25 protein-coding genes and 1 tRNA gene are annotated in these 26,098 nt (G+C 46.1%); 3 read left to right on the top strand and 23 right to left on the bottom strand.

The window, feature by feature from the left end; translation table 11 throughout:
• Window positions 1-120 precede the first annotated feature (120 nt).
• Window positions 121-3,738 carry an S-layer homology domain-containing protein gene (locus BS614_RS13655; RefSeq protein ID WP_074094395.1) on the top strand — a complete coding sequence of 1,206 codons (3,618 nt, stop codon included), beginning with the start codon at window positions 121-123 and terminating at the stop codon, window positions 3,736-3,738.
• A 293-nt stretch (window positions 3,739-4,031) separates the two neighbouring features.
• Here the strand turns inward: BS614_RS13655 and BS614_RS13650 are convergent, their stop codons facing one another.
• The 10 genes from BS614_RS13650 to nrdR form a co-directional block, all read right to left on the bottom strand.
• A complete protein-coding gene (locus tag BS614_RS13650) occupies window positions 4,032-4,871 on the bottom strand; it encodes a hypothetical protein (RefSeq protein WP_074094394.1) in 840 nt (279 codons plus the stop codon).
• Window positions 4,872-5,061: 190 nt separating this feature from the next.
• A complete protein-coding gene (locus BS614_RS32710) occupies window positions 5,062-5,268 on the bottom strand; it encodes a YhjD family protein (protein WP_074094393.1) in 207 nt (68 codons plus the stop codon).
• Between the two features lie 219 nt (window positions 5,269-5,487).
• Window positions 5,488-6,162 carry a hypothetical protein gene (locus BS614_RS13640; protein ID WP_074094392.1) on the bottom strand — a complete coding sequence of 225 codons (675 nt, stop codon included), beginning with the start codon at window positions 6,160-6,162 and terminating at the stop codon, window positions 5,488-5,490.
• Window positions 6,155-6,361, bottom strand: a complete 207-nt coding sequence (locus BS614_RS13635) for a hypothetical protein (protein WP_074094391.1) — start codon at window positions 6,359-6,361, stop codon at window positions 6,155-6,157. Before BS614_RS13635 ends, BS614_RS13640 begins: the two co-directional genes overlap by 8 nt.
• A 190-nt stretch (window positions 6,362-6,551) precedes the next feature.
• On the bottom strand, window positions 6,552-7,067 hold the full coding sequence (locus BS614_RS13630) for a hypothetical protein (RefSeq protein WP_074094390.1): 516 nt from the start codon (window positions 7,065-7,067) through the stop codon (window positions 6,552-6,554).
• A 182-nt stretch (window positions 7,068-7,249) separates the two neighbouring features.
• On the bottom strand, window positions 7,250-7,858 hold the full coding sequence (locus BS614_RS13625; RefSeq protein ID WP_074094389.1) for a hypothetical protein: 609 nt from the start codon (window positions 7,856-7,858) through the stop codon (window positions 7,250-7,252).
• 252 nt (window positions 7,859-8,110) lie between these two features.
• Complete coding sequence (locus BS614_RS31125) at window positions 8,111-8,617, bottom strand: tyrosine-type recombinase/integrase (RefSeq protein WP_084174521.1); 507 nt, start codon at window positions 8,615-8,617, stop codon at window positions 8,111-8,113.
• Between the two features lie 32 nt (window positions 8,618-8,649).
• The gene (locus BS614_RS31120) at window positions 8,650-9,057 is read right to left on the bottom strand and encodes a site-specific integrase (RefSeq protein WP_084174519.1); all 408 of its coding nucleotides are present in this window, start codon (window positions 9,055-9,057) and stop codon (window positions 8,650-8,652) included.
• Window positions 9,058-9,216: 159 nt separating this feature from the next.
• Window positions 9,217-9,289: transfer RNA gene (locus tag BS614_RS13615), tRNA-Ala, on the bottom strand.
• A 185-nt stretch (window positions 9,290-9,474) separates the two neighbouring features.
• Window positions 9,475-9,942: a transcriptional regulator NrdR gene (gene nrdR, locus BS614_RS13610; RefSeq protein WP_036609807.1), complete on the bottom strand. Its 468-nt coding sequence runs from the start codon at window positions 9,940-9,942 to the stop codon at window positions 9,475-9,477.
• 116 nt (window positions 9,943-10,058) lie between these two features.
• Here nrdR and BS614_RS13605 point away from each other — a divergent pair, with 116 nt between their 5' ends.
• A complete protein-coding gene (locus tag BS614_RS13605; RefSeq protein ID WP_017689472.1) occupies window positions 10,059-10,280 on the top strand; it encodes an alpha/beta-type small acid-soluble spore protein in 222 nt (73 codons plus the stop codon).
• An 82-nt stretch (window positions 10,281-10,362) separates the two neighbouring features.
• Here BS614_RS13605 and BS614_RS13600 read toward each other — a convergent pair whose 3' ends face one another.
• The 12 genes from BS614_RS13600 to BS614_RS13550 all read right to left on the bottom strand — a co-directional run bounded on the left by BS614_RS13600 (window position 10,363) and on the right by BS614_RS13550 (window position 23,458).
• A complete protein-coding gene (locus BS614_RS13600; RefSeq protein WP_074094388.1) occupies window positions 10,363-10,926 on the bottom strand; it encodes a lytic transglycosylase domain-containing protein in 564 nt (187 codons plus the stop codon).
• Window positions 10,923-11,519 carry a dephospho-CoA kinase gene (gene coaE, locus BS614_RS13595; protein WP_074094387.1) on the bottom strand — a complete coding sequence of 199 codons (597 nt, stop codon included), beginning with the start codon at window positions 11,517-11,519 and terminating at the stop codon, window positions 10,923-10,925. Before coaE ends, BS614_RS13600 begins: the two co-directional genes overlap by 4 nt.
• Before the next feature lie 9 nt (window positions 11,520-11,528).
• Window positions 11,529-12,302: a manganese efflux pump gene (locus BS614_RS13590; protein WP_244898316.1), complete on the bottom strand. Its 774-nt coding sequence runs from the start codon at window positions 12,300-12,302 to the stop codon at window positions 11,529-11,531.
• A gap of 142 nt (window positions 12,303-12,444) precedes the next feature.
• The gene (mutM, locus tag BS614_RS13585; RefSeq protein ID WP_036669994.1) at window positions 12,445-13,272 is read right to left on the bottom strand and encodes a DNA-formamidopyrimidine glycosylase; all 828 of its coding nucleotides are present in this window, start codon (window positions 13,270-13,272) and stop codon (window positions 12,445-12,447) included.
• 118 nt (window positions 13,273-13,390) lie between these two features.
• Complete coding sequence (gene polA / locus BS614_RS13580; RefSeq protein WP_074094385.1) at window positions 13,391-16,045, bottom strand: DNA polymerase I; 2,655 nt, start codon at window positions 16,043-16,045, stop codon at window positions 13,391-13,393.
• A gap of 234 nt (window positions 16,046-16,279) precedes the next feature.
• Complete coding sequence (phoU, locus tag BS614_RS13575) at window positions 16,280-16,939, bottom strand: phosphate signaling complex protein PhoU (protein WP_036609819.1); 660 nt, start codon at window positions 16,937-16,939, stop codon at window positions 16,280-16,282.
• Window positions 16,940-17,002: 63 nt separating this feature from the next.
• Window positions 17,003-17,758 carry a phosphate ABC transporter ATP-binding protein PstB gene (gene pstB / locus BS614_RS13570; protein ID WP_036609821.1) on the bottom strand — a complete coding sequence of 252 codons (756 nt, stop codon included), beginning with the start codon at window positions 17,756-17,758 and terminating at the stop codon, window positions 17,003-17,005.
• Between the two features lie 227 nt (window positions 17,759-17,985).
• Entirely contained in the window at window positions 17,986-19,167 is a 1,182-nt protein-coding gene (locus tag BS614_RS13565) for a methyl-accepting chemotaxis protein (RefSeq protein ID WP_074094384.1), read from the bottom strand.
• Window positions 19,168-19,319: 152 nt separating this feature from the next.
• Window positions 19,320-20,048, bottom strand: coding sequence for a response regulator transcription factor (locus tag BS614_RS13560; protein ID WP_036609823.1), 729 nt, complete (start codon window positions 20,046-20,048; stop codon window positions 19,320-19,322).
• A 279-nt stretch (window positions 20,049-20,327) separates the two neighbouring features.
• A complete protein-coding gene (gene pnpS / locus BS614_RS13555; protein WP_074094383.1) occupies window positions 20,328-22,148 on the bottom strand; it encodes a two-component system histidine kinase PnpS in 1,821 nt (606 codons plus the stop codon).
• Between the two features lie 43 nt (window positions 22,149-22,191).
• Window positions 22,192-22,314, bottom strand: a complete 123-nt coding sequence (locus tag BS614_RS32380; protein ID WP_280523087.1) for a hypothetical protein — start codon at window positions 22,312-22,314, stop codon at window positions 22,192-22,194.
• Window positions 22,315-22,585: 271 nt separating this feature from the next.
• Window positions 22,586-23,458, bottom strand: a complete 873-nt coding sequence (locus BS614_RS13550) for an SDR family oxidoreductase (protein WP_047842322.1) — start codon at window positions 23,456-23,458, stop codon at window positions 22,586-22,588.
• A 389-nt stretch (window positions 23,459-23,847) separates the two neighbouring features.
• Between BS614_RS13550 and BS614_RS13545 the strand changes: the two genes are divergently transcribed.
• The gene (locus tag BS614_RS13545; protein WP_074094382.1) at window positions 23,848-25,407 is read left to right on the top strand and encodes a histidine kinase N-terminal 7TM domain-containing diguanylate cyclase; all 1,560 of its coding nucleotides are present in this window, start codon (window positions 23,848-23,850) and stop codon (window positions 25,405-25,407) included.
• A 264-nt stretch (window positions 25,408-25,671) separates the two neighbouring features.
• Here BS614_RS13545 and BS614_RS13540 read toward each other — a convergent pair whose 3' ends face one another.
• Window positions 25,672-26,097: a hypothetical protein gene (locus BS614_RS13540; RefSeq protein ID WP_017689485.1), complete on the bottom strand. Its 426-nt coding sequence runs from the start codon at window positions 26,095-26,097 to the stop codon at window positions 25,672-25,674.
• Window position 26,098 lies beyond the last annotated feature (1 nt).

Here is a 26,098-nt window from a genome sequence, read left to right as displayed (position 1 = left end):
ATTGAACGCCTGATAAACATAATATATATAGTTGGGCGCTTGTCATATGGACAACGTGTCCGAATACGATGCGGTAAGCCATGGGCGTATCGGATCGAAAAATAAGGAGGATTTTCATTTATGCCAAAACGATTTAGCAGAATGCTCGCGTTCCTCTGTTGCTTGGTAATGGTGGCGTCGCTAATGCCTACCAGCTATGCCGCCGCCACTGACAACATCGAGAACGCAGAAGCGAATGAAACACCCACCGCCATTTTTGGAACTCCCGAACTCGGGTCAAACGACCCACTCTGGGGACAGACCATGGAGCATCACATCAACAAAAGCACTGTACCCGCCGATCCCAGACCCCATGCCACGGGCACAGCCAGAATCCTTTGGGACCATGACTACCTGTATTCCAGAGTAGTTGTGAATGACAGTAATCTATATCAGGGAGCTGGCGGAGATCACCAGTACGACAGCCTGGAGTTTTATGTCGGCACCGGAACCGGAGGCTCAAACCAATGGCGCGTCAGCGCGACGGGCGTGTTCTCAGGGCAGGCCGCTCCGGGCAGAGCTGCATGGACCCAGATCACGGAAACCGGATATATCGTGGAGATGAGAATACCCAAAAGAACCTTGACCTTGGAGGAGGGCAAGCTTACCTTTGAGGTTTATATTAATAACTCAACGGAAAAGGGCGGTGACCGCTATGAAGTCGTTTCCAGTTTCGGAGATCCGGACGCGGCTTACACCAGCGCTGCTTCTTTTACAGACAGCCTGCAGCTCTCTTTAGCCAATGAAGTGGACACCAGATTCTCAATCACCGCCACTGCGGGACCGGGCGGCCGAATAACGCCGAACCCACCCGGCGATGTTCTGAGAGTAGATCGGGACTCTAACAAAGAATTTACGTTTACCCCCGATTCCGGCAAAATGGTGGATACCGTAACGGTAGACGGCGAGACCGCGACTCTATCTGCTGGCACTTATACCTTTTCGAATATTGAGGCTGACCATACCATTCACGTAACATTCAAAAACGATCCGGACGCGGGGATACTTCCCTTTATCGTATGGAATGACAACTTCGCCAGTGGCGAGTACACAACGGCTGTCATCATTGACTTAGGCGAGGGGAAGGCAGCGTTAGGCTCCGAGCTTAATCCGGGCTTGTTTACCATGTCAGCTAGGAACACAACCCTGAACGGCGAAGCGGTGACCTTTGAAGGACCACGCAAAATCACAAGGGTATACGCTAATGACGAGCCAAAGGTACGCGGCTATGTGGGGCAGGTCAGCAATTCACCGGATTATCAGGACGGACTGGCAAGCGGCCGTTACATCGTAGTTGAGTCTGAGTTTTATTCAGCGAGCGGCGGCAAAACAACGCTGGATGGCAGCAGTAACTCGACAAAGCAGGTTTACAACATCGTCCCAAACGGAGAGATCGTACTGACAGAGGGGAGTCCTCTTCGCAACGTGGTTTTTGAACAGGAAAAAGTTGTGAATCCGATCCTTGACAAGTTTACAACATTCACGGACAATTCGGTCAATCGCTCGCTCTACCTTCACAAGGATGATGATGGTAACGTGATGAAAGGATTGCCGCTGTATGTTTATACACATGGTATGTCACGCGGCGGCACAAACGCTGCGACAGACCAAAAAGCCGCTATGAAATCCGCCAACGGCTCAGTCGCTCTAATGAAAAAGATGGAGCAAAATCCCGATAAGTATGCCAGCCATGTACTGAATATTTCCTATAATGGCGTATCTGTTCCCTCAACAGATAATGTTAAGAAGGTCATAGACGCCCTGATTGCCAGCGGCGAAGTAGACCCTAATCGTGTTTACGCGGCGGGCTTCTCATGGGGCGGCCAGTATACAAACAACTTAGTTAACAGCCATCCTGGCTTCGCCGCCGCCGCCGCACCTATGGCCCCGGTAAGCGGTTCACCCAACGCTAATGCCAACGATGCTCACAACAACCTGGCCTATTGGATGTTTGTAAATGCTCATAATGCTGGAGGCTACCAGACTAACCTCAATAACTTCATCAATACCAATATGCCGAAAATGATCAACGCGAGGGCTTCGCGCTTTGAAAGTAATGAGGTTCTTACCTGGCCCTACAATCAATTTGATCAGCCAAATCTGAGGCCGAATCCGGCCAACACACCTGTTCTGGCTGATTACATAGCGCACGAAGTTGAAGCGGCGGTTCTTTACAACCAGATAACTATGGGGGATTGGAGCATAGCTCCCACGGCGCAGTCCTCTAACTTGCCGGCTTGGAACAATGACTACACAGACGTCTTTGATTGGATGTTCGCGCAGAGAAAACCGGTCGTGCCCGGTGCTCCGAGCGGCTTCAAGGCGACAGCCGGTGACGGACAGGTCACATTGAGCTGGACCGCTCCTGCTGACGACGGTGGCAGTCCGATATTAGGCTACAAGGTATGGTATGGCAACGTAACGCCGATCACACTGGATGCGACGGAGACCCAATATACCTTTAAGAACCTTACAAACGGCCAAGGCTACAACTTCACCATCATCGCGGTGAATGCAAAGGGCGACGGCGCGGAGATCAGTGCGACGACGACGCCGATGAAGACGACGACTCCCACTGTGCCTGATTCTGGTGGCAATACGGGCAACACCGGAAACACCGGAAATACCGGCAACATCGGTAATACGGGCAACACCGACAATACGGGCACCGGGACAGACGCTGGAACGCCGAAGTCGACCTACACAGTGAATACACCGAAGGATAACCCCGCGGTCACAGACAAAAACGGCAACACCACACTCCCCGGTGGCGGCGAGATTACGACCAAAGGCGGGACGAAAATTAAGGTGCCCGAAGGCACAACGATAGATTCAAATGGTAAGGTAACCATTCCGGCAGACAAGAGCGCCGTAGTGACACTACCCGGCGGCAACAGCACAGTGACCATTTCGGGCGGCTCGACGATCGCGAGCGACGGTACGGTTACAGTAGGTGGCAAAGACGCGCATGTGAACCTGCCAAACGGCAACCGTGTGGATATCCACGGCGGATCCAAGATACGGAGCGGCGGAGCGGTTGTGGTAGGACCGAGCGGCGCAAAAGTTAGCTTAGACAACGGCATGTCGCTGAACATCCGTGAGGGCACGGAGCTTGCGGTCGATGACGCCACCCCACTGGGCTTCCTCGTGATATCGGGCAATCCTTTCAGGGATGCCAACATGGACGACTGGTTCTACAGCTATATAAATTTCGCCTACACATACGATCTTTTCAACGGCACGACGTCCACGACGTTCTCACCCAGCACCGCAATGACGCGTGCAATGTTCGTGCAGGTACTGTCCAATCTTGAGAACGTAAACCTCTCCAGCTACACGAGTTCCCGCTTTAACGACGTGACGGACGGACAATGGTACACCGCGGCGGCCGAAAAAAGCATAGTTAACGGTACAAACGCAGACCTGTTTGACCCCAATTCACCGATGACGCGCGAGCAGATGCTGGTGATACTGTACAACTACATGAAGTACAAAGGCTATGAGCTCCCTGAAAGCCACACTAAGTCCTTCACGGACGAGAGTGAGATCAGCTCCTGGGCGTTGGAGGCCGTTCAGGCACTGCGGGACATCGGCATTGTAGTAGGCAAGCCGGACAACTTTTTTGCTCCCAAAGCCACCGCCACCCGCGCCGAAGTAGCCACGATCTTTGTAAGATTCGTCGAATATCTGGCTAACTGAAAGCGTATACAGATAAATGCAGACCCTTCCGGTTGGACAATATCCTGCCGGAAGGGGCTCCTTGTTTTCAAACTGCACTTTTTTTGACAACTCCACGGTCAGGACTTTTAGTATTTGCTACTCTTAAAGTAATATCTAATCTAAATTCGGAATACCTTTGACAGTCAGCATCGCAGCGCGTTAAAGCTACGGTAAGGGGAACTTACCCGGAAGAAGCGCTTTCCGGGCTATATGTACGGGAATCTTACGAAAAATAACGACTGCAAACCCTCCTATGGCTGCAGTCGTTATTATTAAATGTCTTTGAAGTTAACTGAACCGATTAAAGCACCGTTTTCCACATGCACTGTAGCCGGATTCTCATCAGCAAGAGAAACATTAATTTTTGTTTGATCTTTCCCTAATTCAAACTCATTTGGTAATGTGTAGACCTTCTCTTCTTTTACATTATCTTTGACAGCTTTTTCTACCAACTGTTTAAACACTTCACTTTCAGATATTTCAACTACAATCCAGCTTGCCATATCATCGACAGGTAAAAATCGAGCCAAATCACCTATAAAATCTAGGACTTTTTCAGCCCATTTTCCTATTTTTTTCCTTATAATTTGTTTTACTTCATTTATAATTTGATCTTCTATTTTTTCTCCAAGATTACTTGGTATGTTCAAACTAAGGACATTAAAATCACTTAAGCCAGCGATAATATCAAGCCCATTTATGGAAAAATTCATTTCTGCGGTAAACTGAGGGCCAAAGTAATCCTCAATCCCCAAAGTTAATTTTATATCAGGTTCTCCCTCAAAAAAGTCCCAGCTTATATCTATATCAAAACGATCGCCAGGTAAATCAACAACTTTTATTGAGTCATGAATGCGTTTAATATCTACTTCCACGACTACATTCAACAGCTCAAAACTCAATTTCACATTATTTAAACTTATTTTATTCGGTTCTGCTAAAGTTAAATCATCTACTTCAATGGATTTTATCTGGATATTTGCAGTAACTTTTACTCCGTTTTTTTCAACAATAACATTAGAAATTGGTTCAGGTTGCTTGACTAGAGAGAGACTTCTTTTCAAAAAGGTATTTAGAGTGGTCTGTGAGAGACTAATCTGTAGATTATTCACTTAACTCATACACTCCTTCTTAAATTTAATCTAGATTTCAGTATCAGTTATTAGCGAATAAATTATTCATACCTTTTATTGACCACGAGACCTCGTAACAATTCCAAGCTGCGTCTTTTATCTGTTTACTTCGAAGGTACCGTTGCAAACGGTCGCGCTTCTGTATTCAGCCCGAGACACTTCTGCATAACTACGCTCGCGTACGGAACTGCTTGCTGATCTCATATATGTCTGCAGTAATCTTGCGCTGAACCTCCGCAATAAGGGTAGCATACGGGCCGGGCGTCTTAAGCGTCGTATTGATTAGCTCGATGTCACGTTCGAATGCGGTGAGGACGCGGGGCAGTATGATATGCGATTTGATGAGCGCGCGGTCTTCCGGCGTAATGTCGATCATGTGCGAGGCGACCTTCGTCCAATCCCAATCTTAGAACATTTGTTCTTATTGTAGCGCGGGAGTGGCGGATTATACAAGCGGGAGAAAACCTCGCGACGTTGCGAGGTTCAGATAACGCAGATATCCGAAATTATTAGTTGTAGCGCTGCGCTCCCGTAACGACAAAAAGCCCGCGTACGGAAATGAGATCCGTTGCGGGCGTTTCCTTTAAATATTGTATCAAATATTATACTTAAATGGATCGGTCAATCTGAAAACTGACTTGTTCTTTACTTCGTTATACTTTATGAGTAGACGTTGTCGGTAGTCGTCCAAATACAACTCCAGTTTTTTTGCCTGCTTAAGGTAGTCTTTTATGTCTAAAGCGAAAACACTGTCAGGATCATAGTTTTGTATGTACGTATCAATAGCCTCGTAGTGATTGTTAAATACGTACAGCGCTCTAAGCCTCAATTCAATGTCTTCAAAAGTTAGTAAGTCTACATCGTTAACTATTTCTGCAAATAAATCAGAAACATTTTCTATATACTCTTTAATCAGCTCGGCTTGTTCCTGCAATCTCTCCTTGGTGACTTCGTTTTCTTTGAGAGAATTATAGAACTCAGTCATAAAGATTACTTTACGAGTTCTCTTAGAATAGAGAGTTAGTTCTTTGATGATCGATGAGTAACGTGTCATTAGCTGATCCTTACGCTGAGATAGTATAGGAGCGCGTATCCCCATATAAGTAATTACAGCAGCTATCATAGAACCCATAAATGCCAAAAGGTCCCAATCGGTTACGCTGACCTTCGGAAAAATAACACGGATCATCGCGACAAGTAAACAGGCTAAGCACAAACTGGCCAAAATCAAAAATGCAATCCATAAATATTTTGTTACTTTATTAATCAAACGTTTCTTCTCCCTTTACCCCCGCATATTTAAACGTACAGACTCCGCGCATATAACGTTCGCCCTTCTCCGCAACGCTCAATTCCGTAATATCCTCGATCACTCCGCTACCTACGAGCTCCGCGCCGATAAATATAACGATAGGCATCCGGTCCATTTGCGCGGTATATAGTTGAATATCGGAGGTTAGCGGGCGCATATGTAGACATAGTCCTTTCGTTGTGGGTTACAGGAATGGTTCGACAAATTGGTGCAAATTTCCTGCAATAAAATTTCGTGAACTACCGTAAGGTAAATTACTCAATCCCGCAGCCAAATAAAAAAAGACCGCAGTCCTGATACAGGCTACAGTCAATTTCGCTCTAAAAATATTATGTAAACTTTCAATATCAATCTGTGTACTCTATGTAATCTTTAAACTTCTCAAGAATTCCCATACCCTCTGTTTCCAATGTAGTGCCTATCTCTTCAAAATTGAGATATTCTTTCTTATCTTGAACTCCAATTGCTTCATATTCAATAGCTCTCTCGTGTTCCAACTTAGTCCCTTTCAGTTCGGTCACAATAGAATAATAGCTTTCCATTAAATCTAACATTTCTAATTCAACAGGTGTACTGGCGATCGCATGAGAGTAATTAATCTTATCCAGTAGATTAAATAATTGCAGATCCTCAGAATCCGAATACTCCGCCTCTTTAAAGTAGCCTAGGTCTTTAAATAGCCAGCCGTGAGTGTGGAAGTCCATAAAACTTTTAGCAAACTCCCCTCCAATGTCTGAACTATACTCTGCCTTTACTTTAAAGATCGGCTTTGACTTTTCATTCTGTTGTCTTCCAATCTCATTTTGATTAGAGCAGGCAACTAGACTCAAACAAAATAAAACTAACAATGCTATCCTTTTCAATTCAGTTAACGTCCTTTCTTATTGAATTCCTCCCATATATTAACACGAAACTATACATTAAGCACTACCTTATTAGTTCTTTTGACTCAAATATGACACTTAACGTAAACATACCCAAGACCCGGGCGCAGCCTATTCCGAAGCTGCGGCGGAATCGTGCTGCGCGGGACCTCTTACGCCTATTACTTCGTCTCACCTACGAGCTTAAACGTTCCGCCCGTCGACTCACCGATGTTATAATTTTGAACCGTGAGCTGTACGAAAGTGGAATCGTTCCAGGCTGGCGCGTTAGGGGACTTAGTATAGTATTCGCTCACTGCTTTGATGATTGCGTCAGATTTAACGCGTAATTCACGATCAGACAGTTCGTAAGCTCCCTTACTTTTGTACGATAATGCGAGGGAAGGCTGGTTCTCGACGTCAATAACAACATCGCTTAAATTACCGTCATCTCCCCAACTGAACCTAACTTTATTTACAACGAAATCATCCGTAACAATTCCGTCCTCGATATCATGGGCCATCGCCGTTAAGTAAGTTAGTTTTCGATACGTCTCTTGTTCCCCATTAATAACTGCTTGCGCGTCTGCAGTTTTTTGTAATTCATCATTCTTTTTCGAGAGTGACACAATCTGTTCGGAAAGATTATCTGTCTTGCTTGATAGTTCTGAATTCTGAGCAACTAGATAAATGGATGCAGAGACGGCTATAACCGATATTCCTAATGCTATCGCAGATAATACGTTAAGCCGCGGCTTGGGTTTGCTTTCTGATAAAGTTAATTCGTCCATTATGTACCTTCTCCCCTGTATTTTCGTAGTTCTATTCTACTATGCATAGGAAAATATTACTATATAGAAACGACAAAAAAAACGCAGCCCTCAACGGAACTTTTACCCGCGAGAACTGCGCCTCTTTTATTCTTCACTTGCTCGCCTGGTGGGTCACTTAGACTGTCGGTTCGTCTTGCGCGGCTTTTCCAGTTTCCCAATAACAGCGTTCAGAGGGGAAAACTCATCGTGATTCTTTTTAACGTTCTTATCTTAGAGGTGGGTGTAGTGGGCCGTCATACGTCCGTCCGCGTGACCAAAAATCACTTGCAAATGACGTTGTGAACCGCCTTCCTCTAAGAAGAGCGTTGCCCCTGAATGCCTCAGTAAATGTGGATATACACGTTTCTCAATTCCCGCCCTATCCGCATATTTCTTTAATTGGTGACGGAAGTGATTCGGAACCAAACGTTCCCCATAATTATTAAGAAATATATAGTCACTACCAAACTCCGTTGACTCGCGGATTAACTCTTGCATCAGCTTAGCAGTTCGTTTTGTGATCGGTACAATTCGTGGCTTACGCGTCCTGGTCACTTCTCGCCGTAAAGTTGCACAACATGCGGTGAAGTCAACGTCAGTCTTTCGTAATGTTAACGCCTCGTCTACGCGTAACATCCCGTCAATTAGGAGATTTATTACAACGAAATCTCGAAAGTCGCTGTACTTGCGTTGGTTTGGCGCTTTGAGAAGGTCGCTCATCTCTTCCGCGGTCAGCACGTCAATATCCTTCCCAATGTCCTGTACGTTCTTTAAATACGTAAACGGGTCTGCTCAATTACTTCCTCTTCTTTTAGAAACTTAAACATCGTCTTCATATTCTTAATGCGCGTGTTAATTGATTTCGGAAGCAGTCCCACAGTGCGAACAGATTCCGGAACGTTACAGTTATCACTAAATCTCCGCTTTTCATCGCGTAACCAAATTATGTAATCACGCCCTACTTCAACGTTGATATTCCGGATGTCACGAATGATCGTACGCTCGTCCAGAAATTCGCAGAAGTAATTGTAATTTTGTACGTATGTCTTTAGCGTATTCTCCGCTCGACCTTCCGACTTCTTCGCCTGGTAGTAATAATCGAACAAATAGTCTAACGAATGTTGTAAGCGTGTTGATGTGCGCTCACTCTTAATTGTTCTTCCTTTACGTTTATCCATTCCACACCGTCTCCTTCGATAATAAGTACGGTAAGAAAACGAGGGATTAGGCGCGTATATCTGCGATGCATGGAGCGCATATCTGCGAGTTGTCCACGTTAACAGTCAACGTCTAGACAAACGAAAAAACCCGCTATATTAGCGGATTCTCTACGAGTATGGAGCCTAGGGGGATCGAACCCCTGACCTCATCGCTGCCAGCGATGCGCTCTCCCAGCTGAGCTAAGGCCCCAGGATATGAAATAGATAACTTGTCCAGCGCTGCTACGTTCCACAGGCGACTCCTATATCATATAAAATCCAGCTTTCGCTGTCAATCACTTTCTCAAGATCCAAAGTGATTGGAGAAGAACAACCGATTTCTCTGGTACACACGGACTGGAACTCCAGACTGCTCTTCTCCCTTTACCAACTTCACTAATCCTCCAGATCGTCTTTGGACAACAGGGATTTCAGTTCTTTCATGAACATATTGATATCTTTGAACTGGCGGTATACCGACGCAAAACGGACATACGCCACTTCATCGACTGGAAACAACTGTTCCATCAACAGCTCACCAATCTGACGACTCTCAACTTCAGCATCGGCTGTATTACGCAGAGATTTCTCTACTTCAGATACCATCATCTCCAGGGTCTCTACGGAGACTGGACGTTTCTCACAGGCACGAATAAGCCCGCGGAGAATTTTGTCCCGGCTGAACTCTTCCCGGCTGCCATCTTTCTTAATGACAATCAGTGGAGTCTCCTCAATCATCTCAAACGTTGTAAATCTTCGGGCACACTGCTCACACTCACGGCGACGACGAATGGATTTTGCTTCGTTGGCCGGACGCGAATCAAGCACTTTGGTACCCATATAACCGCAATAAGGACACTTCAAAACAGATCACTTCCCACGTTTTACTTTTTACCACATATTCCCTGTACTGATTTTGTAATGAAAAATGCATTGCCGAGACATAATACTTTTACCAACTCACGAGGAGGTGAACAGCAATGGCACAAAGCAATGGTAACTCCAACAACCTGGTGGTAACTAAAGCATCCGCAGCACTCGAGCAAATGAAATATGAAGTTGCTCAAGAACTCGGAATCAGCATCCCACAAGACGGATACCAAGGTAACATGACTTCTTACGAGAACGGTTCGATCGGTGGATACATCACGAAGCGTCTGGTAACAATTGCAGAACAGCAATTGGCAGGTCAATACCAATAATATCTGCATCGTAATACGCTACACAGAGGAGCATGGAGCGGCCGGTGAATAACCGGCCTGCTCTGTGCTTCTACTTATATACTTAGAACGTATTATAGATCTTTACATACTGATTATAATAGTAAATGACTCTTTGTACATAGTGACGCGTCTCACCAAACGGAATATCTTTCACCGTATCGAACGAGCCATCCCATACACCATCTCTAAGCCAACTGTTTACTTTGCCTGGTCCCGCATTATAGGCAGCGATCATAACTGCTTCATTGCCATCGAATTGATCGGACAGATTCCGCAGATACCATGTGCCTAACTGAATATTTCGTTCTGGCTTGTGCTTCAATTCCTCCAGCGAAGTGTCGGGAATTTTGGCTTGTTCCAGTATCCAGTTGGCCGTATCCGGCATCAGTTGCATGAGCCCAATGGCACCTCGTTTGGATTCCTTGCTTGTCTTGAAATTAGTCTCCACCTTGATAATGGAAGCAATCAGAAACGGATCAACCTCATAACTCTGAGATTGGGCACGAATCTCTTCCTTATAATGTATGGGATAGAACCATGCCATCCAGTTTGTATTCAGAAATAACACCAGTACAAAGGACACAAACATCAACAGCAGTACACGTTTCTTACGCAATATTCTCATAACAAACCCTTACGCTGTAGATATGAGTCAATTTGCTGTTCCGTCGCAGGCCATAAGCCGCTGTTATCGATGACAATGTCTGCCAGCTGTTTTTTGCGCTCAATATCCATCTGTACATCCATTCGAGCCTCGGCCTGTGCTGCAGTCATTCCATCCCGACTCATCAAGCGATCTCGTTGCACCGATCTCGGGACATATACTACCATGACTTCCTCGAAACTGTCCTCCAGACCTGATTCGTAGAGCAAAGGAATATCAGACACCACAAGTTTATCCGGATGTTGCAATTCGTATGCAGCAGCCCGTTCGCGCATCTCTCTTCGGATCGCCGGATGTGTAATAGCCTCAAGTGCCTTTCGTTCCTCTGGTTGTTGAAAAACAATACTCCCAAGCTTTTTCCGATCCAGTGTTCCATCTTCGTTCAGTATGGCTTGTCCAAACCGCTTAACAGCGGCGGCCAACACGGGATGCCCGGGCATCATAACTTCCCGGGCAATAACGTCTGCATCGATGAGCAACGCTCCCTTACTGGCGAGATAGGCGGAAACACTGCTTTTGCCTGTCGCGATCCCGCCGGTTAAGCCTATATTCATCGTTTCACCTCATAACAACTTCATTATTCCCATAATCATTAACAATAGCGCTGGCAATACAGACAGTCTTCGCATCCAGCGCAGAGCTGAGAATCGTAGGCCAACCTTCATGCCGAGCGACAGAAACGCCCCACTAAACAGTGCAATAATGAGTGCTGTCCATAGTGTAGGGAATCCCAGAAGTGCCGCTCCCAAACCTGCTCCAAACGCATCCAGAGACAGCGCAATACCAAGCCACATCGCTTCTTGAGCAGATATACTCCCCGAGTTATCCATATCCGCCTTGGAAGGACTGCGAAGGATCTGAATGACAACGCCCAGCTTGCGCAGCTCCAGTGTAAATACCATTCGTTCCAGTGATCCATTTGAAGCCGACTGCTCCAGATCCAGTGCAAGCACCTGATTTCTGCCCTTTGAATCCGACAGTCTCTCTTGTGCTTCTCCCACTCCAGTTACCGTTGCTTCTGCTGCCTCACCCATTCCAGTGTCTGTTTCCAGCTGTTCTTTGCCTTGCTTTCGAATGAGTTGCAACAGTGACCATGCACCAATACCTATCAATATAACGGCTCCTACGATCGAAGCGATATCCGGTGACACCACATGGGACAACAACACACCTACTTGCATCGACAAGGCAATAACCAATCCCGAACAGATCGAAATAACAGCGATAGATAACAGGGGAATCTTAGTCCTCCGTAACCCATATGTAATCCCGACTCCAAAACCATCTAAACTAAGCGCCAAAGCAAGCGCCAGCAATGAAATAAAATGATGCAGCACCCCGGACTCCTCCTCTGTGCGGTACTCGTGCCAACTGAAGATGCCAGTATGGGTATACGCCCGCTTATTTCTGCCATATCAGTATATGGAGGGAGGAATCCAAGGGTGCTATGATTTCATCATTTCGTTCATTCAGTTCATGTTACAGCAGCTGACAGTTCGGACAAAAATGCGTGCCACGGCCACCAACCACCGTTTTTTCAATTAACGTACCACAAGTTGTACAAGGTTCTGATTTGCGTCCATAGATTTTCAGTTGATGCTGGAACATCCCCATCTCACCCTGTCCATTCACATAGGACTTGATGGAAGATCCACCTGCATTCACTGCATCTTGCAACGTAGCCACAATCGCTTCATGGAGCACCGTTAACTGAGCTTCGGTCAGTGTCTTGGCGATGGTCTCGGGATGGATACCTGCGCGAAATAGAGCCTCGTCCACATAAATATTCCCGATACCAACCACATATGCCTGATTTAAAAGTACAGCCTTGATTTTGGTTGTACGCTTGCCAACCGCCTCGCGGAATGCAGTTACCGTAAAAGCTGGATCAAGTGGCTCCAGTCCCAGCTTCAGCAAAGGTTTGGACACCAGTTCCTCACCTGCATTAAACAGATGCATCGTACCGAACTGACGCACGTCCTTATAACGCAATTCCGTACCATCATTAAAATGGAAGATCACATGTGTATGTTTCTCCACATCTTCATGCTGCTCGTACACACCGTACCTTCCTTCCATCCGCAGATGGGAGACAAGCACCAGCCCGTCCAGCAAAATACGTAAAAACTTGCCCCGGCGTTCCACCCCAATGACGGTATGTCCCGCGAGTTCCATTGCAAATGCATCTATGTCGTCCGGCCGCTGAATAATCCGCGGCAAGCTAACGGTAACATGATCAATCGTTTTGCCCACAATAAGTTGATTCAATGTTCTTCTGACTGTTTCGACTTCCGGTAATTCCGGCATGATGTTCTCACCTCCCCTATATTATAACGGAAGATGGCGCTCAGCGGGACCCTTTTCTTATATCTCAAACATGGAAGGGCCTATTGTAAAATACCGGAAAAACCGCGCAGCACTTGATTTATTTCGCTTCGTACCAGTTATCACCAAAGCTGACTTCGGCTTTCAGCGGAACCGACAGTTCCAATGCTTTTTCCATGACAGAAGGCACTAATTCCTTCATCAGTTCCAATTCATCCGCAGGCACTTCGAATACAAGCTCATCGTGCACCTGAAGCAACATACGGCTCTTCAACTTGCGTTCCCGCAGCGCTTCATCCATCTGTACCATGGCCAGCTTGATGATATCTGCCGCTGTTCCCTGAATCGGTGTATTCATCGCCGTACGCTCTGCGAAGGAACGCAGATTGAAGTTACTGGCATTAATCTCTGGCAGGTAGCGACGACGTTCCAACAGCGTTTTGACGTAACCATCCTGGCGAGCTTCCTTCACAATGTCATCCATATATCGGCGGACACCCTGGAATACTTCAAAATACTGATCAATAAACTGCGCAGCCTCTTTACGTGTAATATGCAGGTTCTGTGATAAGCCATAATCACTTATTCCATACACGATACCAAAGTTAACTGCCTTGGCGGAACGACGCATATCCCCATCCACATCCTCAGGATTCACGCCAAATACATCCGAAGCGGTCTTTGTATGAATATCCATATCATTAACAAATGCTTCCTTCAAGCGCTCATCGTCCGAAATATGTGCCAGTACACGCAGTTCAATCTGGGAATAGTCTGCTGCCAAAATGGACCATCCGGGCTCGGAAGGAACAAATACCTTCCGAATTTTGCGACCTTCCTCCATCCGAATCGGAATGTTCTGCAAGTTCGGGAACTGACTGCTAAGTCGTCCCGTTGCAGCAATGGTCTGACGATAATACGTATGCACCTTGCCATCCCGATTGGATATCTCTTTGAGTAATCCTTCCACATAAGTGGATTGCAGCTTGGCAAGCTGACGATATTGCAGAATATGCTTGACCACATCATTATAAGGAGCCAATTTCTCTAATACTTCAGCATCTGTGGAATAACCCGTTTTTGTTTTCTTCACCACCGGCAAGCCCAGTCTATCAAATAAAATCTCACCCAGTTGCTTTGGTGAATTCAGATTAAATTCCGTTCCTGACAGCTTGTAGATCTCAGCCATCAACCTGCTGATCTGTTCTTCAAACTCACTGCCCAAAGCCTGTAGATCTGCCGTATTGGCCTTGATGCCCTGTTTCTCCATGTCCGCCAATATGCGTGACAACGGCATCTCCAGTTCATGGAACAACGAATTCATCTCATCCGTTTCCAGCACCTGCTCCTGAAGTGGAATAATGGCTGCGACAGCAGCGGCTTTGCGGCACAGGAAATCACCCAAGATCTCTACTTCCGGCACCTTGTACTTGGCCCCTTTGCCCATAACCGTGTCATCCTCTACGAGCGACGGCAGACCGTACTTGGTCGTGAGTCCACTAATCGTCTGGTTGGATTCCGTTGGATCAAGCAAATAGGCCGCCAGTTGTACATCAAATGACGCACCAGCGAATTCAATGCCATGCGCATGCAGGGCCAGGTCAACACGATGAAGATCATACCCGCGCTTTGGCTGGTCTGAATTACCAAGCCATGCCCGCACTGGAGCCGCAGCCTCGGAATGAAGCAATTCGGGAGATATGAACGTATACGTTCCAGCGGAACCTAGAGCTAGTCCAATCAATTTCGCTTGGTGCGGGTTATCCCCATGTGTCTCCACGTGGAGGACATCAATGGAATCCAGTGAACTGAACAGCTCACTGATGTTGTCTTCTGTTGCAATGGAAGACTCCACTTCGGCAGCAGGGACCGCTTCCTGTTCAGAACCGATGCTGCCACTGAACGACAGGCGTTCGAGCAAGGATTTGAATTCCAGCTTCGCCAATGCAGGGCCAGCTTGTTCTTCTTTTAATCCAGCGAATTGCATATCCTCCCACGTCTGCTCCAGCGGAACTTCCCGGTGAATCGTCGCGAGTTGTTTGCTCATCCGGGCATCTTCGGCATGTGCCTCAATCTTTTCCTTCATCTTGCCTTTCAGCTCACTTGTGCCGTTCAGCACATCCTCTACCGATCCGAACTGGTGCAACAGCTTTAACGCTGTCTTCTCTCCAACCCCGGGAATCCCTGGAATGTTATCGGACGCATCGCCCATCAGACCCTTGAGATCAATAATTTGCAGCGGCGTCAGACCATAACGCTCCTTAATCTGAGCAGGATCATACAGCTCAATATCGGTTACCCCTTTACGCGTCAGCCCGATATGTACATGTTCGGAGGCGAGCTGCAGCATATCTTTGTCACCCGATACAACAAGCACCTGTCTGCCCGCTTCATCTGCCCGTTTGGTTAACGTTCCGATGATGTCATCCGCTTCAAATCCAGCCAGCTCAAACTGAGCGATGCCAAGTCCTTTCAGCAGTTCTTTGAGCAAAGGGAATTGCTCTGACAACTCTGGTGGTGTTTTCTCCCGTCCACCCTTGTATTCCTGATACCCTTCGTGGCGGAACGTGATTTTGCCTGCATCAAATGCAACCATGACATGTGTAGGTTTATGCTCTTCAAGCAGTCTCAGCAGCATCGTAGTGAAACCATATACCGCATTGGTATGCAGACCTTTCGAGTTGGTCAGAGGCGGCATTGCAAAAAACGCCCTGTAAATAATGCTATTTCCATCTATGAGAATAAACTTGTCCATTCCAGCACCTCGCGTATTATATGGTCAACCTCTTCAAATTACATCTACTCTCATGATACCATACCCACCTGTCACATCAAAAAGAATAGCCTCTTTCACTTCACATTTAATCACAAAAAAGAACCTTCTCCGCAGACAGCTGTACACAGCCTACCTGAGAGAAAGTCCTTTTCCATTCATATGATTGCATTACTCAATCAGTACTGATTCCCCAATTCCAAAGCAATGCTCTTCCTATTGATTCAGATCCGGACGTTTACCTGTCACCAGGTATACCGTGCTCTCACCAATGTTGGTTGCATGATCACCAATACGTTCAATGTAACGTCCAACCATCATCAGCAGCATAGCCTGAGAAGCCTGATTCGGATGCTCTGACATTAACGTGTAGAGATCACTGATCATGTGGCTGTACAGTTGATCGACCTGATCGTCCGTTTGAGCCATTTTATAGGCCAGGTCTGTGTTTTCTTTCAGGAAAGATTCGATGGATTCATCAATCATGGATTTCACGATTTCTGCCATTTGCGGGATATCTACCAGAGGTTTAATCAGCTTCTGTCCATCCATCCGGAGTGTCACCTTCGCCACGTCGAGCGCAAGATCTCCCATACGCTCCAGATCACTGGAGATTTTGAATGCCACGATAATACGTCTGAGATCCTTTGCCACCGGCTGTTGTGTGATGATCAGTTTGGAGCCAAGTTCCATAATTTTGTCTTCAAGGGCATTCAGATTCGCATCATTCTTGATGATGACCTGAGCTTTCTCCGCGTTCATCGTTTGTAAACTCTCAATAGCACCATCCAATGCTGCTCCTACATGTTCACCCATTTGTTTGAGCAAGGTACGCAGCTCTTCAAGCTCCTGATCAAATTCTTTTCTGCGAATCATAGATTTCATGTCCTCCTTATCCATCATCTCCGGGTATGCCGGGATCATTCCAATTCAGCTCGCTTAACCGAACCTTCCAGATATATAATCCTCGGTCCGGGAATCTTGCGGTGTGGAGAATAACGTCTCCGTATCAGCTGCCTCCACCACTTCACCATTCAGGAAAAATACCGTGCGTCCAGATACCCGTGCCGCCTGGTGCATATTGTGGGTAACCATAACGATCGTGTACTTGTGATGCAATTCTTTCACTAGCTCCTCAATCTTCAATGTGGAGATCGGGTCGAGTGCAGACGTTGCTTCATCCATCAGCAGAACGTCAGGCTGTACAGCCAGCGCCCGTGCAATACAGAGACGCTGTTGTTGTCCGCCAGACAAACTAAGTGCCGACTTTTTCAATACATCCTTCACTTCATCCCATAGGGCAGCATGGACAAGACTTTGTTCCACCAACTGATCCAGTTCAGCCTTTTGGGTTACCCCGTGCAAGCGCGGTCCATAAGCCACGTTATCGTATATGGATTTTGGAAAAGGATTCGGTTGTTGGAACACCATGCCAACTCGTTTGCGCAATGTCTCCACTTCAATCTCATTACTGTAAATGTCAGAGCCATTCAGCATAACCTGTCCTTCCACACGAACACCCGGAATCATGTCATTCATCCGGTTTAACGTGCGAAGCAATGTCGATTTACCACAACCTGACGGCCCAATGAACGCAGTAACGGTTTTTTCCGGCAGATCCATCGATATATTTTTAAGTGCGTGATGCGTATCATAATATAAATTAAGATTTTCAATGTGAATGAGGTCCTTCATGGATGTTCACTTCTCCTTCGCTGCAGGGACACTAAAACTCCCTTTACGTTGAGACCGATACTGATAATCTTTCATCGCTGCTCGGCCATCTTTAATATCCTACCCTTTCATTGTAAAAACAGTATCACTTTCATGTTAACGGAATGTAAAAAAGACATCCTTAACCTTCATGATCTGCTTGATGGATCAATCTGATTCCTGATGTCTGCCTTATTGACTACTTTATATTACTCACTATTCGAAACCATCTCATCCAGCTTCGTACGAATGTGCTCTGCCACTTCTCCAGCTTTCCCGCCTTCCATGGCGATCTCCTCTGCTATACGAGACAAATCTCTCACCGCACTATTCAGTTGTCGGAACGTTGCTCCCCCTGCGGTGACATGTACCGAACTGTCGTCAATCTCCGCTCCGCTTGCCTTAACCAGTTCAACAGTCTGAAGGGTCAACCCACCAATATTCTCTAGCAATGAAGACATGTTCCCCGCAACCTCACGGGTCTGTTTTGCGAGCGCTCGAATCTCGCCTGCAACAATCTGAAAACCTCGTCCATATTCACCGGCATGAGCTGCTTCGATGGAAGCATTCAGGGCGAGGAGACCACTTTGATCTGCCAGGGAGCGAATGGAATGTGCCATGCCTGAACCTGTTTTGATCGAATTCAGCATGTGATCCGCATGTTGACCTTGACTCTCCATATGCTGATGTACCCGGTTATAGGAAGCATCAACGTGTTTCAAACTCTCTTCGCCCTGCTTAGACAATGCCATGATCTCACGGGCCTCATGAACGGTCTGATTCGCTGCATTCACCAGCTTGGTGACCGCATTATTGATTCTGGATATCTCCTGTCTGCTCTCGGTTACTGTACGTATGCGCTCTTCCGTAACAGCCTGTTGCAATCTGCGAGATAGCGACATTACGTCACGCATCGTCAGCACACCTAGCAGTCTGCCTTGTTCCGTAACCAGCAGACAATCGTAGAAATGCTGTTCATCGCGTCCAAGTGCGATATCAATAATCGTTGAGGCTTCCATATGAATATCTGCAATAACCGGAGATGTATTCACTACTTGTATGACCGGCTTACGGTAGAATAGATCTGCGGCAAAACGGCCATTTAACATCCGATATAACGTCTCTCGCATTAACAATCCAGTGGGTTTCATCTGCTCATCACACAGTACAATACAGGGGTGTTCCTTATCCTGATTCATCATCGCAGCAGCTTCTCCACAGGTCGTATGGACCCCCGCGACAGGTACCTGACGATAATAGTCATGTAAATGGATTACAGGTTCTTCAGCAACCACTGTTACTTCATGATGCTGCTGTTCGGGTGTCACTATTTCTTCATTATGTAAAACAACATGAGGCTGGTCAGGTTTCACTTCGAGCAACATGGGCATAAATGCGCAATCTCCTTTACGTAATACCTCCGTCTTGAGGTGGGTTGTGTAGGTACAAAGTATCACTCAGATAAGTCCATGCTACTCCCTCTACGTAAAGAAAAATCTTCCTTTATGTTAAATGAACGTAAAATAAAACTCCCCGATCATTGCTAACTTGAATGATGGGGAGTTTTTCTTTTGACAACCAATTTATAACCTACACCACGAATGGAATCAATGTGAACCGATTCCGGGTCCAACTCCAGCTTTTTACGTAATGAACTGACGTGAACATCCACCGTTCGTTGACCTCCGATATAATCAAAGCCCCACACAGCGTTCATCAGATCATCCCTTGTCAGTACCACACCCGGCTTTTTAGCCAAATATAGAAGTACTTCGAACTCTTTCGGACGCAGACTGATGGATTGTCCACCCAGTGTCACTTCATATTTCAAAGGGTAAATCTCCAGCTCTCCCAGAATAATTCGTGAGCCATCCTTGTCCTCAAGCTGTGGTAAATCTTCACCATTGGAATAACGTCTTAATACCGCATCCACTCGGGCTAATAACTCAGATACACCAAACGGTTTGGTAATATAATCATCGGCACCTGATTTCAGTCCCTGTACAACCTCGGCTTCACCGTTCTTGGCCGTCAGAATGATAACAGGTGTACTAACACCCTGTATTCTTAACTTGCTCAGAATGTCCAGACCATTCATGCCCGGAAGCATCAAATCCAGCAAAATGAGATCAAATTCCTGGGACAAGGCCCGATCATATCCTGCAGATCCGTGATCCTCTGCCGTAACGTCATAACCTTCCTGTGTCAGGTTATACGTGAGTAATCTTGATAATGTAGGTTCATCTTCAATAACTAGTAAACGCTGTGCCATGATACCCCTTCTCTCTTCATAGGTTGTCTGTTGCCACAACACTTTTTCTATCATAGCACTAATTTGTTAACGCGGTGTAAAACAATACACACTTTTTACATTTTGATAGGGCGTGTCTGAAAATTCTGAAGGAAGCAGATTTTTCCGAATTTTCGTTCCAAGCCAGGAAGTTTTCCGCAGGCGTGCCGGGGCACGTCAAGGGAAAGTGACGCAGCAGGGGGCGAAAAGGCGGCAAAAGATGCACTTCAGCGAATTTTGAGACATGCCCTAACCAGACGCCTACATCTCTTCTTCCTGAATGAATGGAAGGATCACACGGAACGTTGTCCCCATGCCCAGTTCACTCTCTACAGACAATTTGCCATGATGTAATTCCACCAGATGTTTAACGATGGAAAGTCCAAGGCCTGTGCCCCCTGAATTACGGGATCTGCCTTTATCAACACGATAGAACCGCTCGAAGATTCGCGGCAAATCTTTTTTCGGTATGCCAATGCCTGTATCTGACACCGCAAAGACCACTTCATCATCGTTATCCATCGTCACCTGTAACTTCACTCGTCCACCATCCGGGGTATAGTTGATACCATTGGATAACAGATTGATGAATATCTGCTTCATCTTGTCCTCATCCGCTTCAATGTACAGTTCCTCCGGAACATGCATTTCCAGACGAATCTGCTTTTTCTCCGCCACCTTGGACAAGGTGCCCAGCACCATTTCGAAGAAAGAGTGTACATGCACAGGCGAGCATTGCAGTGGTGCGCGTTTCGATTCAATTTTGGATAACTCCAGAATATCCCCAATTAATCGGTTAAGTCGATCTCCTTCATCATAGATGATTTTCAGGAATGATCGCTCTGTCTCCTTATCCTGTACCCCGCCGCTAAGCAATGTTTCGGCAAACCCTTTGACCGCAGCGACTGGTGTCTTGAGCTCATGAGAGACATTTGCAACAAACTCACTGCGCATTGACTCCAATCGACGAATCGCCGTCACGTCCTGCAACAGGAACAACATGCCTCGATATCCACCATCATCTTCGGACATCGGTACTCCATCAATACGGATCAGTTTTTCCTCCGGGTTGAACACACTTACTTCTTCATGCATCCGTTCTTTCAGTGCAACACTCTCTTCAATGGTACGTGTTAATTCGTAGTGTCTTTTGAATTCAGTATAAGGCTTACCCGTAACCTTTCCCGCCTGAATACCAAGCATACGCTCCGCTTCCCGATTGACCAGTGCAATGGATTGCCCTGCGTCGATCATGACAATGCCTCCGGTCATGTTTGCGAGGACACTCTGTAACAACGCTTCATTGTCACGGATCGTCTTCAGCTGGGACTGCAAGCTGTCTGCCATTCCGTTTATCGCAAGCCCCAGCTGTCCGATCTCATCTCTTCGCGTTACATCAACTCTGGCATCGTATTCCAGCTTGGTGATCCGATGGGCCACTTTTGTAATATGCTCAATCGGGGAAGTTAATCCACGTGCAACCCGATAACTGACAAACGCGACAATTAGAAACAGCAGCCCAAGTGCAGCAAACATAATCATCCAACCACGCTGAAGACCCTGATCAACCGCATGCAGACTCATGGATAGACGAATGTAACCATCAAATTTGCCGCTAGGTATTTCAATCATGTCACTTTGATCCGAATTCACAGGTAGTGCTACATACAGCATGTCTTGTCCCAATGTCTCACTGTAACGTATGGATTGCCCGTATCCATCTCCAACGGCACCCTTAATCTCCTCACGGTTCAAGTGATTATCCATCGATGCCGGATCACTCTCGGAATCTCCAATGACCATGCCATCTTTATTGATGAAGGTTACCCGGGAATCCGTCAGACGATCCAGTTCGAGCGCCCGATCGGAATAATACTTTCGTGTGGCTTCCGAAGTTGGATCACTTGCATCATGGAATGGAAAAGTTGCTTTGAGCAAATTAATCTCGCGCACCATGGTTTGCTCCAATGCGGCTATATGCGTAGTCTTAAACACTCTGCCCATCGTATATCCAGCCACAATGACGGATACGCCGATCAGCACCATCATAATGATGGCAAGGCGAATTCGGAACGGTCTCATCTATCTCTTCCTTTATGATCAGATTAATATCTAATGAATTGCTCTACTTTGAATCCAGTTCAATTCGGTCCCCACGGGTACCCGGATTGGAAATCACAAGAAACTCCACTTCTTCGTCGCTCCGATTCATCATCGCACTGTGCACCCCATATATAATGTGCTGCATTCTGTTTGCTCATTTTCATATGACTGGTCCCTCCGAGTATAATTGCTCGATCTATCATATCACAGATTAGGGAGTTTCCAGTCAGACATGGCTATTAATAAATTATCATAGTTGTATCAACAGAGATGCCGACTTTTGTAAACAGGTGCTAACCGCATCTTTGACATACATATTCACCTGATATAAAAAAGACGCACCGCTCAGCCATGCTGAAAGCGATACGTCTCTCTATATAATCAATCTTATCCTGAATCTAAACGTTCTTAACGTATTATCCGTTCACCACTTCGCCACCATTCACATGCATCACCTGTCCGCTCACATACGAAGAGTCATCCGAAGCAAGGTATACGTAAGCGGGAGCCAGTTCATCCGGTTGTCCTGGCCGCTTCATTGGCTGCGTTGCGCCGAACTCACTTACTTTTTTCTCATCAAATGTGGATGGAATGAGTGGTGTCCAGATCGGCCCTGGTGCAACGGCATTGACACGAATTCCCTTCTCAATCACATTCATCGATAACGAACGAGTGAACGAAGTGATTGCTCCTTTGGTAGATGAATAGTCAAGCAGGGTTGGGCTTCCGCGATAGGCTGTGATGGAGGTTGTATTAATAATCGTACTGCCCTTCTTCAGATGTGGCAGGGCTGCCTGCGTCACATAGAACATGCCGAAGATGTTGGTTCGGAATGTACGCTCCAGCTGTTCTGGCGTAATATCCTCCAGATTCTGCTGTGGATGCTGTTCTGCTGCGTTATTCACGACAATGTCCAGTTTGCCCAGTTCATCTACTGTCTGCTGAACCGATTTCTTCGCAAAGGCATCATCACCAATGTCACCTGCAATCAAGATGCACTTGCGTCCTTCTTGTTCGACCTGACGTTTCGTTTCCTTGGCATCTTCGTGCTCGCTCAGGTATACAATGGCGACATCCGCGCCTTCCTTGGCATACGTAACAGCAACAGCACGTCCAATTCCGCTGTCACCCCCTGTAATAAGGGCCACCTTACCCGTCAGTTTACCTGCTGCCTTGTATTCAGGCTTCTCAAATTCCGGTCTGGGATGCATCTCCGATTCAATACCGGGGCGTTGATCCTGATGCTGTGCTGGCATTGTTTTTTGATTTTGTTGTGTGTTGGTTGACATCTAACATTCTCCTCTCAAAATGTGAACATATTTGGATTACAGAAGACATGGACTCTAACTGTAACCTTCCTTGTCTTTCGTTCTCTGAAAAAGTCTCATTCTGTAGGATGGCATGAACAGTTCAGATTATTCTTCTGCGATGAACAGCAAATTAAACCTCAGTGTGCTGTCTCTAATCGTTATTTACCACTCTCTTTGGATGTCAAACAACCGATTTGCTTTAATGCCTGTTTTGCCAAAATTCGAAATTTATTCGAAATTAGACTGTTTCATGATACAAAGTGTATTCCTATGCTGCTTGGGCTGATGTACAATGTACAGTATACTGATGTGCTTTAACTCTCATCTTTATTGGTTTAATCATTCTAACCTAACATGGAGACCTGACAATGGAATCGCATATTAATTCATATATAACACTCGTCGCTACTTCAGCCGTGCTGAATGTCTTTTTGTGTTTATATACCTATTTCAGAAGATCCGAGATTCCCAGTTCCAAAATATTCATTCTCTACACAGCAGCACTCTCCATATATACTTTTGGTTATGCTATTGAACTAGCCAGCAACACGCTGGAACAGATGAAGTTTTGGACCACCGTGGAGTATATAGGCATGCCCTTCTCCGCATCTCTAGGCCTCATGTTGATGATAAAGTACACAGGAAAAACGTTATCCAAAAAGGTAACTGCCGCGCTGTTTGTAATCCCTTCCATTACACTAGGTATGGTTGCAACCAATGACTTTCATCATCTATTTTATAAAAAAGTATGGCTGAGAGAAGATAGTACCGTTCCTCTGATGGATATCGCAGTGGGCCAATGGTATGTTGTACATGGTGCATTCACCTTTTCCTGTCTGTTATGTGCCTGCCTCATTCTGATCGGACAATGGAGACACACCAAGAAGATGTATCGTCGTCAATTACTTACTCTCATTACTTCACAGATTATTCCTATGGTCGCAGCTTTTCTGTATTTGCTTGGTTTGACCCCCGGCGGGATGGACCCCGTCCCCGTGCTCATGTGTATCACATCTGCCATGTATATCTGGGCCATTCTATCCTCACGTCTCCTGACCATCGTACCCATCGCCAAAGACAGTATTTTCGAGAGTATGCGTGAAGGTGTTATTGTACTGGATAGTTTCAATCGACTGGTCGATTACAACAGATCTCTGCGTGACATGTTGCCAGAGCTTAATACAACCATGATTGGCCAACCCTTGGATGATATCTGGCTTAATCTTGCTGGAAAGACGTTTCCCGTTGAATACGGAAGAGAAGGATTGCAAACCGATCTGTACTGGCAGTTAAACGGAGAGACCGTCTGTTATCAGGTCAGGACATCTTACGTGTATAACAAGGATGCACAGGCTGTGGGCAGTCTAATTATGTTAATCGATATAACGGAACAACGCTTCTTGCAAGAACAGCTGAAACAACTGGCTTATTTCGATGGTTTGACCAAAATCTATAATCGCACTCAATTTTTGCATAGAGGACGGGAGATTTTGAGTGAAGCTCAGCTTAATCCGCAACCTGTCTCATTTATTTTATTTGATATTGATTACTTTAAACGCATCAACGATACGTACGGGCATGATGTTGGCGATCAGGCCATCATTCATGTGGTCTCTGTTTGTAATCGATATTTAAGCCCTGAGATGTTGTTTGCCCGTTATGGAGGCGAAGAGTTTGTCATCGCTCTTCCGAACACCTCGCTTCCAGGAGCCGAGAAACTTGCCGAACAACTGAGAGTTGCCTTGTTGAATGACCCCCTGGATGTTAAGGGAGTGCCTATTACGCTCACCTCAAGCTTTGGTATTGCCCAGTACAATGGAGGGTCAGATTCGCTGGAGTCCTTGTTACGCGATGCTGATACTGCCTTGTACGAATCCAAGCGTAATGGTCGAAATGCAGTGCGGGCGTATACTGTGAGTACAACCTAACCAACGTAGACCGTGTCAGATGAATATGTATGATGATATGTATGGTAGTGATCCCTCTAGTTCCAGTTCAAAATAAACCGAGTACTACTGATTTCATCTTGGTAATAACAAAAAATAGACAGCCAATGAGGCTGTCTATTTTTTGTTTGTTTCAACGAAACACCATCTTACATCTCATCCGGCTTGTCCTAATTACGTCTGCAAACGCTTAACCAACAACTAACAATACATCTTCGTAGGGTGGATTAACCGTACGCCACGCACTTAGATCACCTGATTATTCACCATCAGGTACACCATGATTAGCAAGAATACAGCCAGAAGTGTACTGAACATACGGATCTTGCTTTGCTCAGGACCCACATCACGTTTGTTTTTCACACCTTCTGCAGCGAGTCGCAGCGGTTTACCCATAATTCCTCCAATAGCCGCAATAGCCAAGAGCAGAACAACAACGACAGCCATCCAGACATGAGAATACTCACCTTTGGTCATCAGGTAACCACCAGTAAGAAGTTGGATTACAAGTCCATACTGCGCGACTTTGTTCAAAGAACGAAGCGATGCAAAGGCTCCCTCTTGTGCTGCGGCATTCAAAGTACGGATTTTACCGACCACAAATGGCAGAATCAAATAGAATCCCATCGCCAGTGCTCCAACAATATGGAGCAAATACATAATCATTGTCAAA

The organism is Paenibacillus xylanexedens, from assembly GCF_001908275.1.
GTDB lineage: Bacteria > Bacillota > Bacilli > Paenibacillales > Paenibacillaceae > Paenibacillus > Paenibacillus xylanexedens_A.
This window is presented reverse-complemented; position numbering and strand designations above follow the sequence as displayed.

Coding starts and splice junctions, on each gene's coding strand:
- BS614_RS13655 (WP_074094395.1), top strand. CDS start 121: ATGCCAAAACGATTTAGCAGAATGCTCGCGTTCCTCTGTTGCTTGGTA.
- BS614_RS32710 (WP_074094393.1), bottom strand. CDS start 5,268: ATGATCGACATTACGCCGGAAGACCGCGCGCTCATCAAATCGCATATC.
- BS614_RS13635 (WP_074094391.1), bottom strand. CDS start 6,361: ATGCGCCCGCTAACCTCCGATATTCAACTATATACCGCGCAAATGGAC.
- BS614_RS13625 (WP_074094389.1), bottom strand. CDS start 7,858: ATGGACGAATTAACTTTATCAGAAAGCAAACCCAAGCCGCGGCTTAAC.
- BS614_RS31120 (WP_084174519.1), bottom strand. CDS start 9,057: ATGGATAAACGTAAAGGAAGAACAATTAAGAGTGAGCGCACATCAACA.
- BS614_RS13605 (WP_017689472.1), top strand. CDS start 10,059: ATGGCACAAAGCAATGGTAACTCCAACAACCTGGTGGTAACTAAAGCA.
- BS614_RS13600 (WP_074094388.1), bottom strand. CDS start 10,926: ATGAGAATATTGCGTAAGAAACGTGTACTGCTGTTGATGTTTGTGTCC.
- coaE (WP_074094387.1), bottom strand. CDS start 11,519: ATGAATATAGGCTTAACCGGCGGGATCGCGACAGGCAAAAGCAGTGTT.
- mutM (WP_036669994.1), bottom strand. CDS start 13,272: ATGCCGGAATTACCGGAAGTCGAAACAGTCAGAAGAACATTGAATCAA.
- polA (WP_074094385.1), bottom strand. CDS start 16,045: ATGGACAAGTTTATTCTCATAGATGGAAATAGCATTATTTACAGGGCG.
- phoU (WP_036609819.1), bottom strand. CDS start 16,939: ATGATTCGCAGAAAAGAATTTGATCAGGAGCTTGAAGAGCTGCGTACC.
- pstB (WP_036609821.1), bottom strand. CDS start 17,758: ATGAAGGACCTCATTCACATTGAAAATCTTAATTTATATTATGATACG.
- BS614_RS13565 (WP_074094384.1), bottom strand. CDS start 19,167: ATGCCCATGTTGCTCGAAGTGAAACCTGACCAGCCTCATGTTGTTTTA.
- BS614_RS13560 (WP_036609823.1), bottom strand. CDS start 20,048: ATGGCACAGCGTTTACTAGTTATTGAAGATGAACCTACATTATCAAGA.
- pnpS (WP_074094383.1), bottom strand. CDS start 22,148: ATGAGACCGTTCCGAATTCGCCTTGCCATCATTATGATGGTGCTGATC.
- BS614_RS32380 (WP_280523087.1), bottom strand. CDS start 22,314: ATGCAGCACATTATATATGGGGTGCACAGTGCGATGATGAATCGGAGC.
- BS614_RS13550 (WP_047842322.1), bottom strand. CDS start 23,458: ATGTCAACCAACACACAACAAAATCAAAAAACAATGCCAGCACAGCAT.
- BS614_RS13545 (WP_074094382.1), top strand. CDS start 23,848: ATGGAATCGCATATTAATTCATATATAACACTCGTCGCTACTTCAGCC.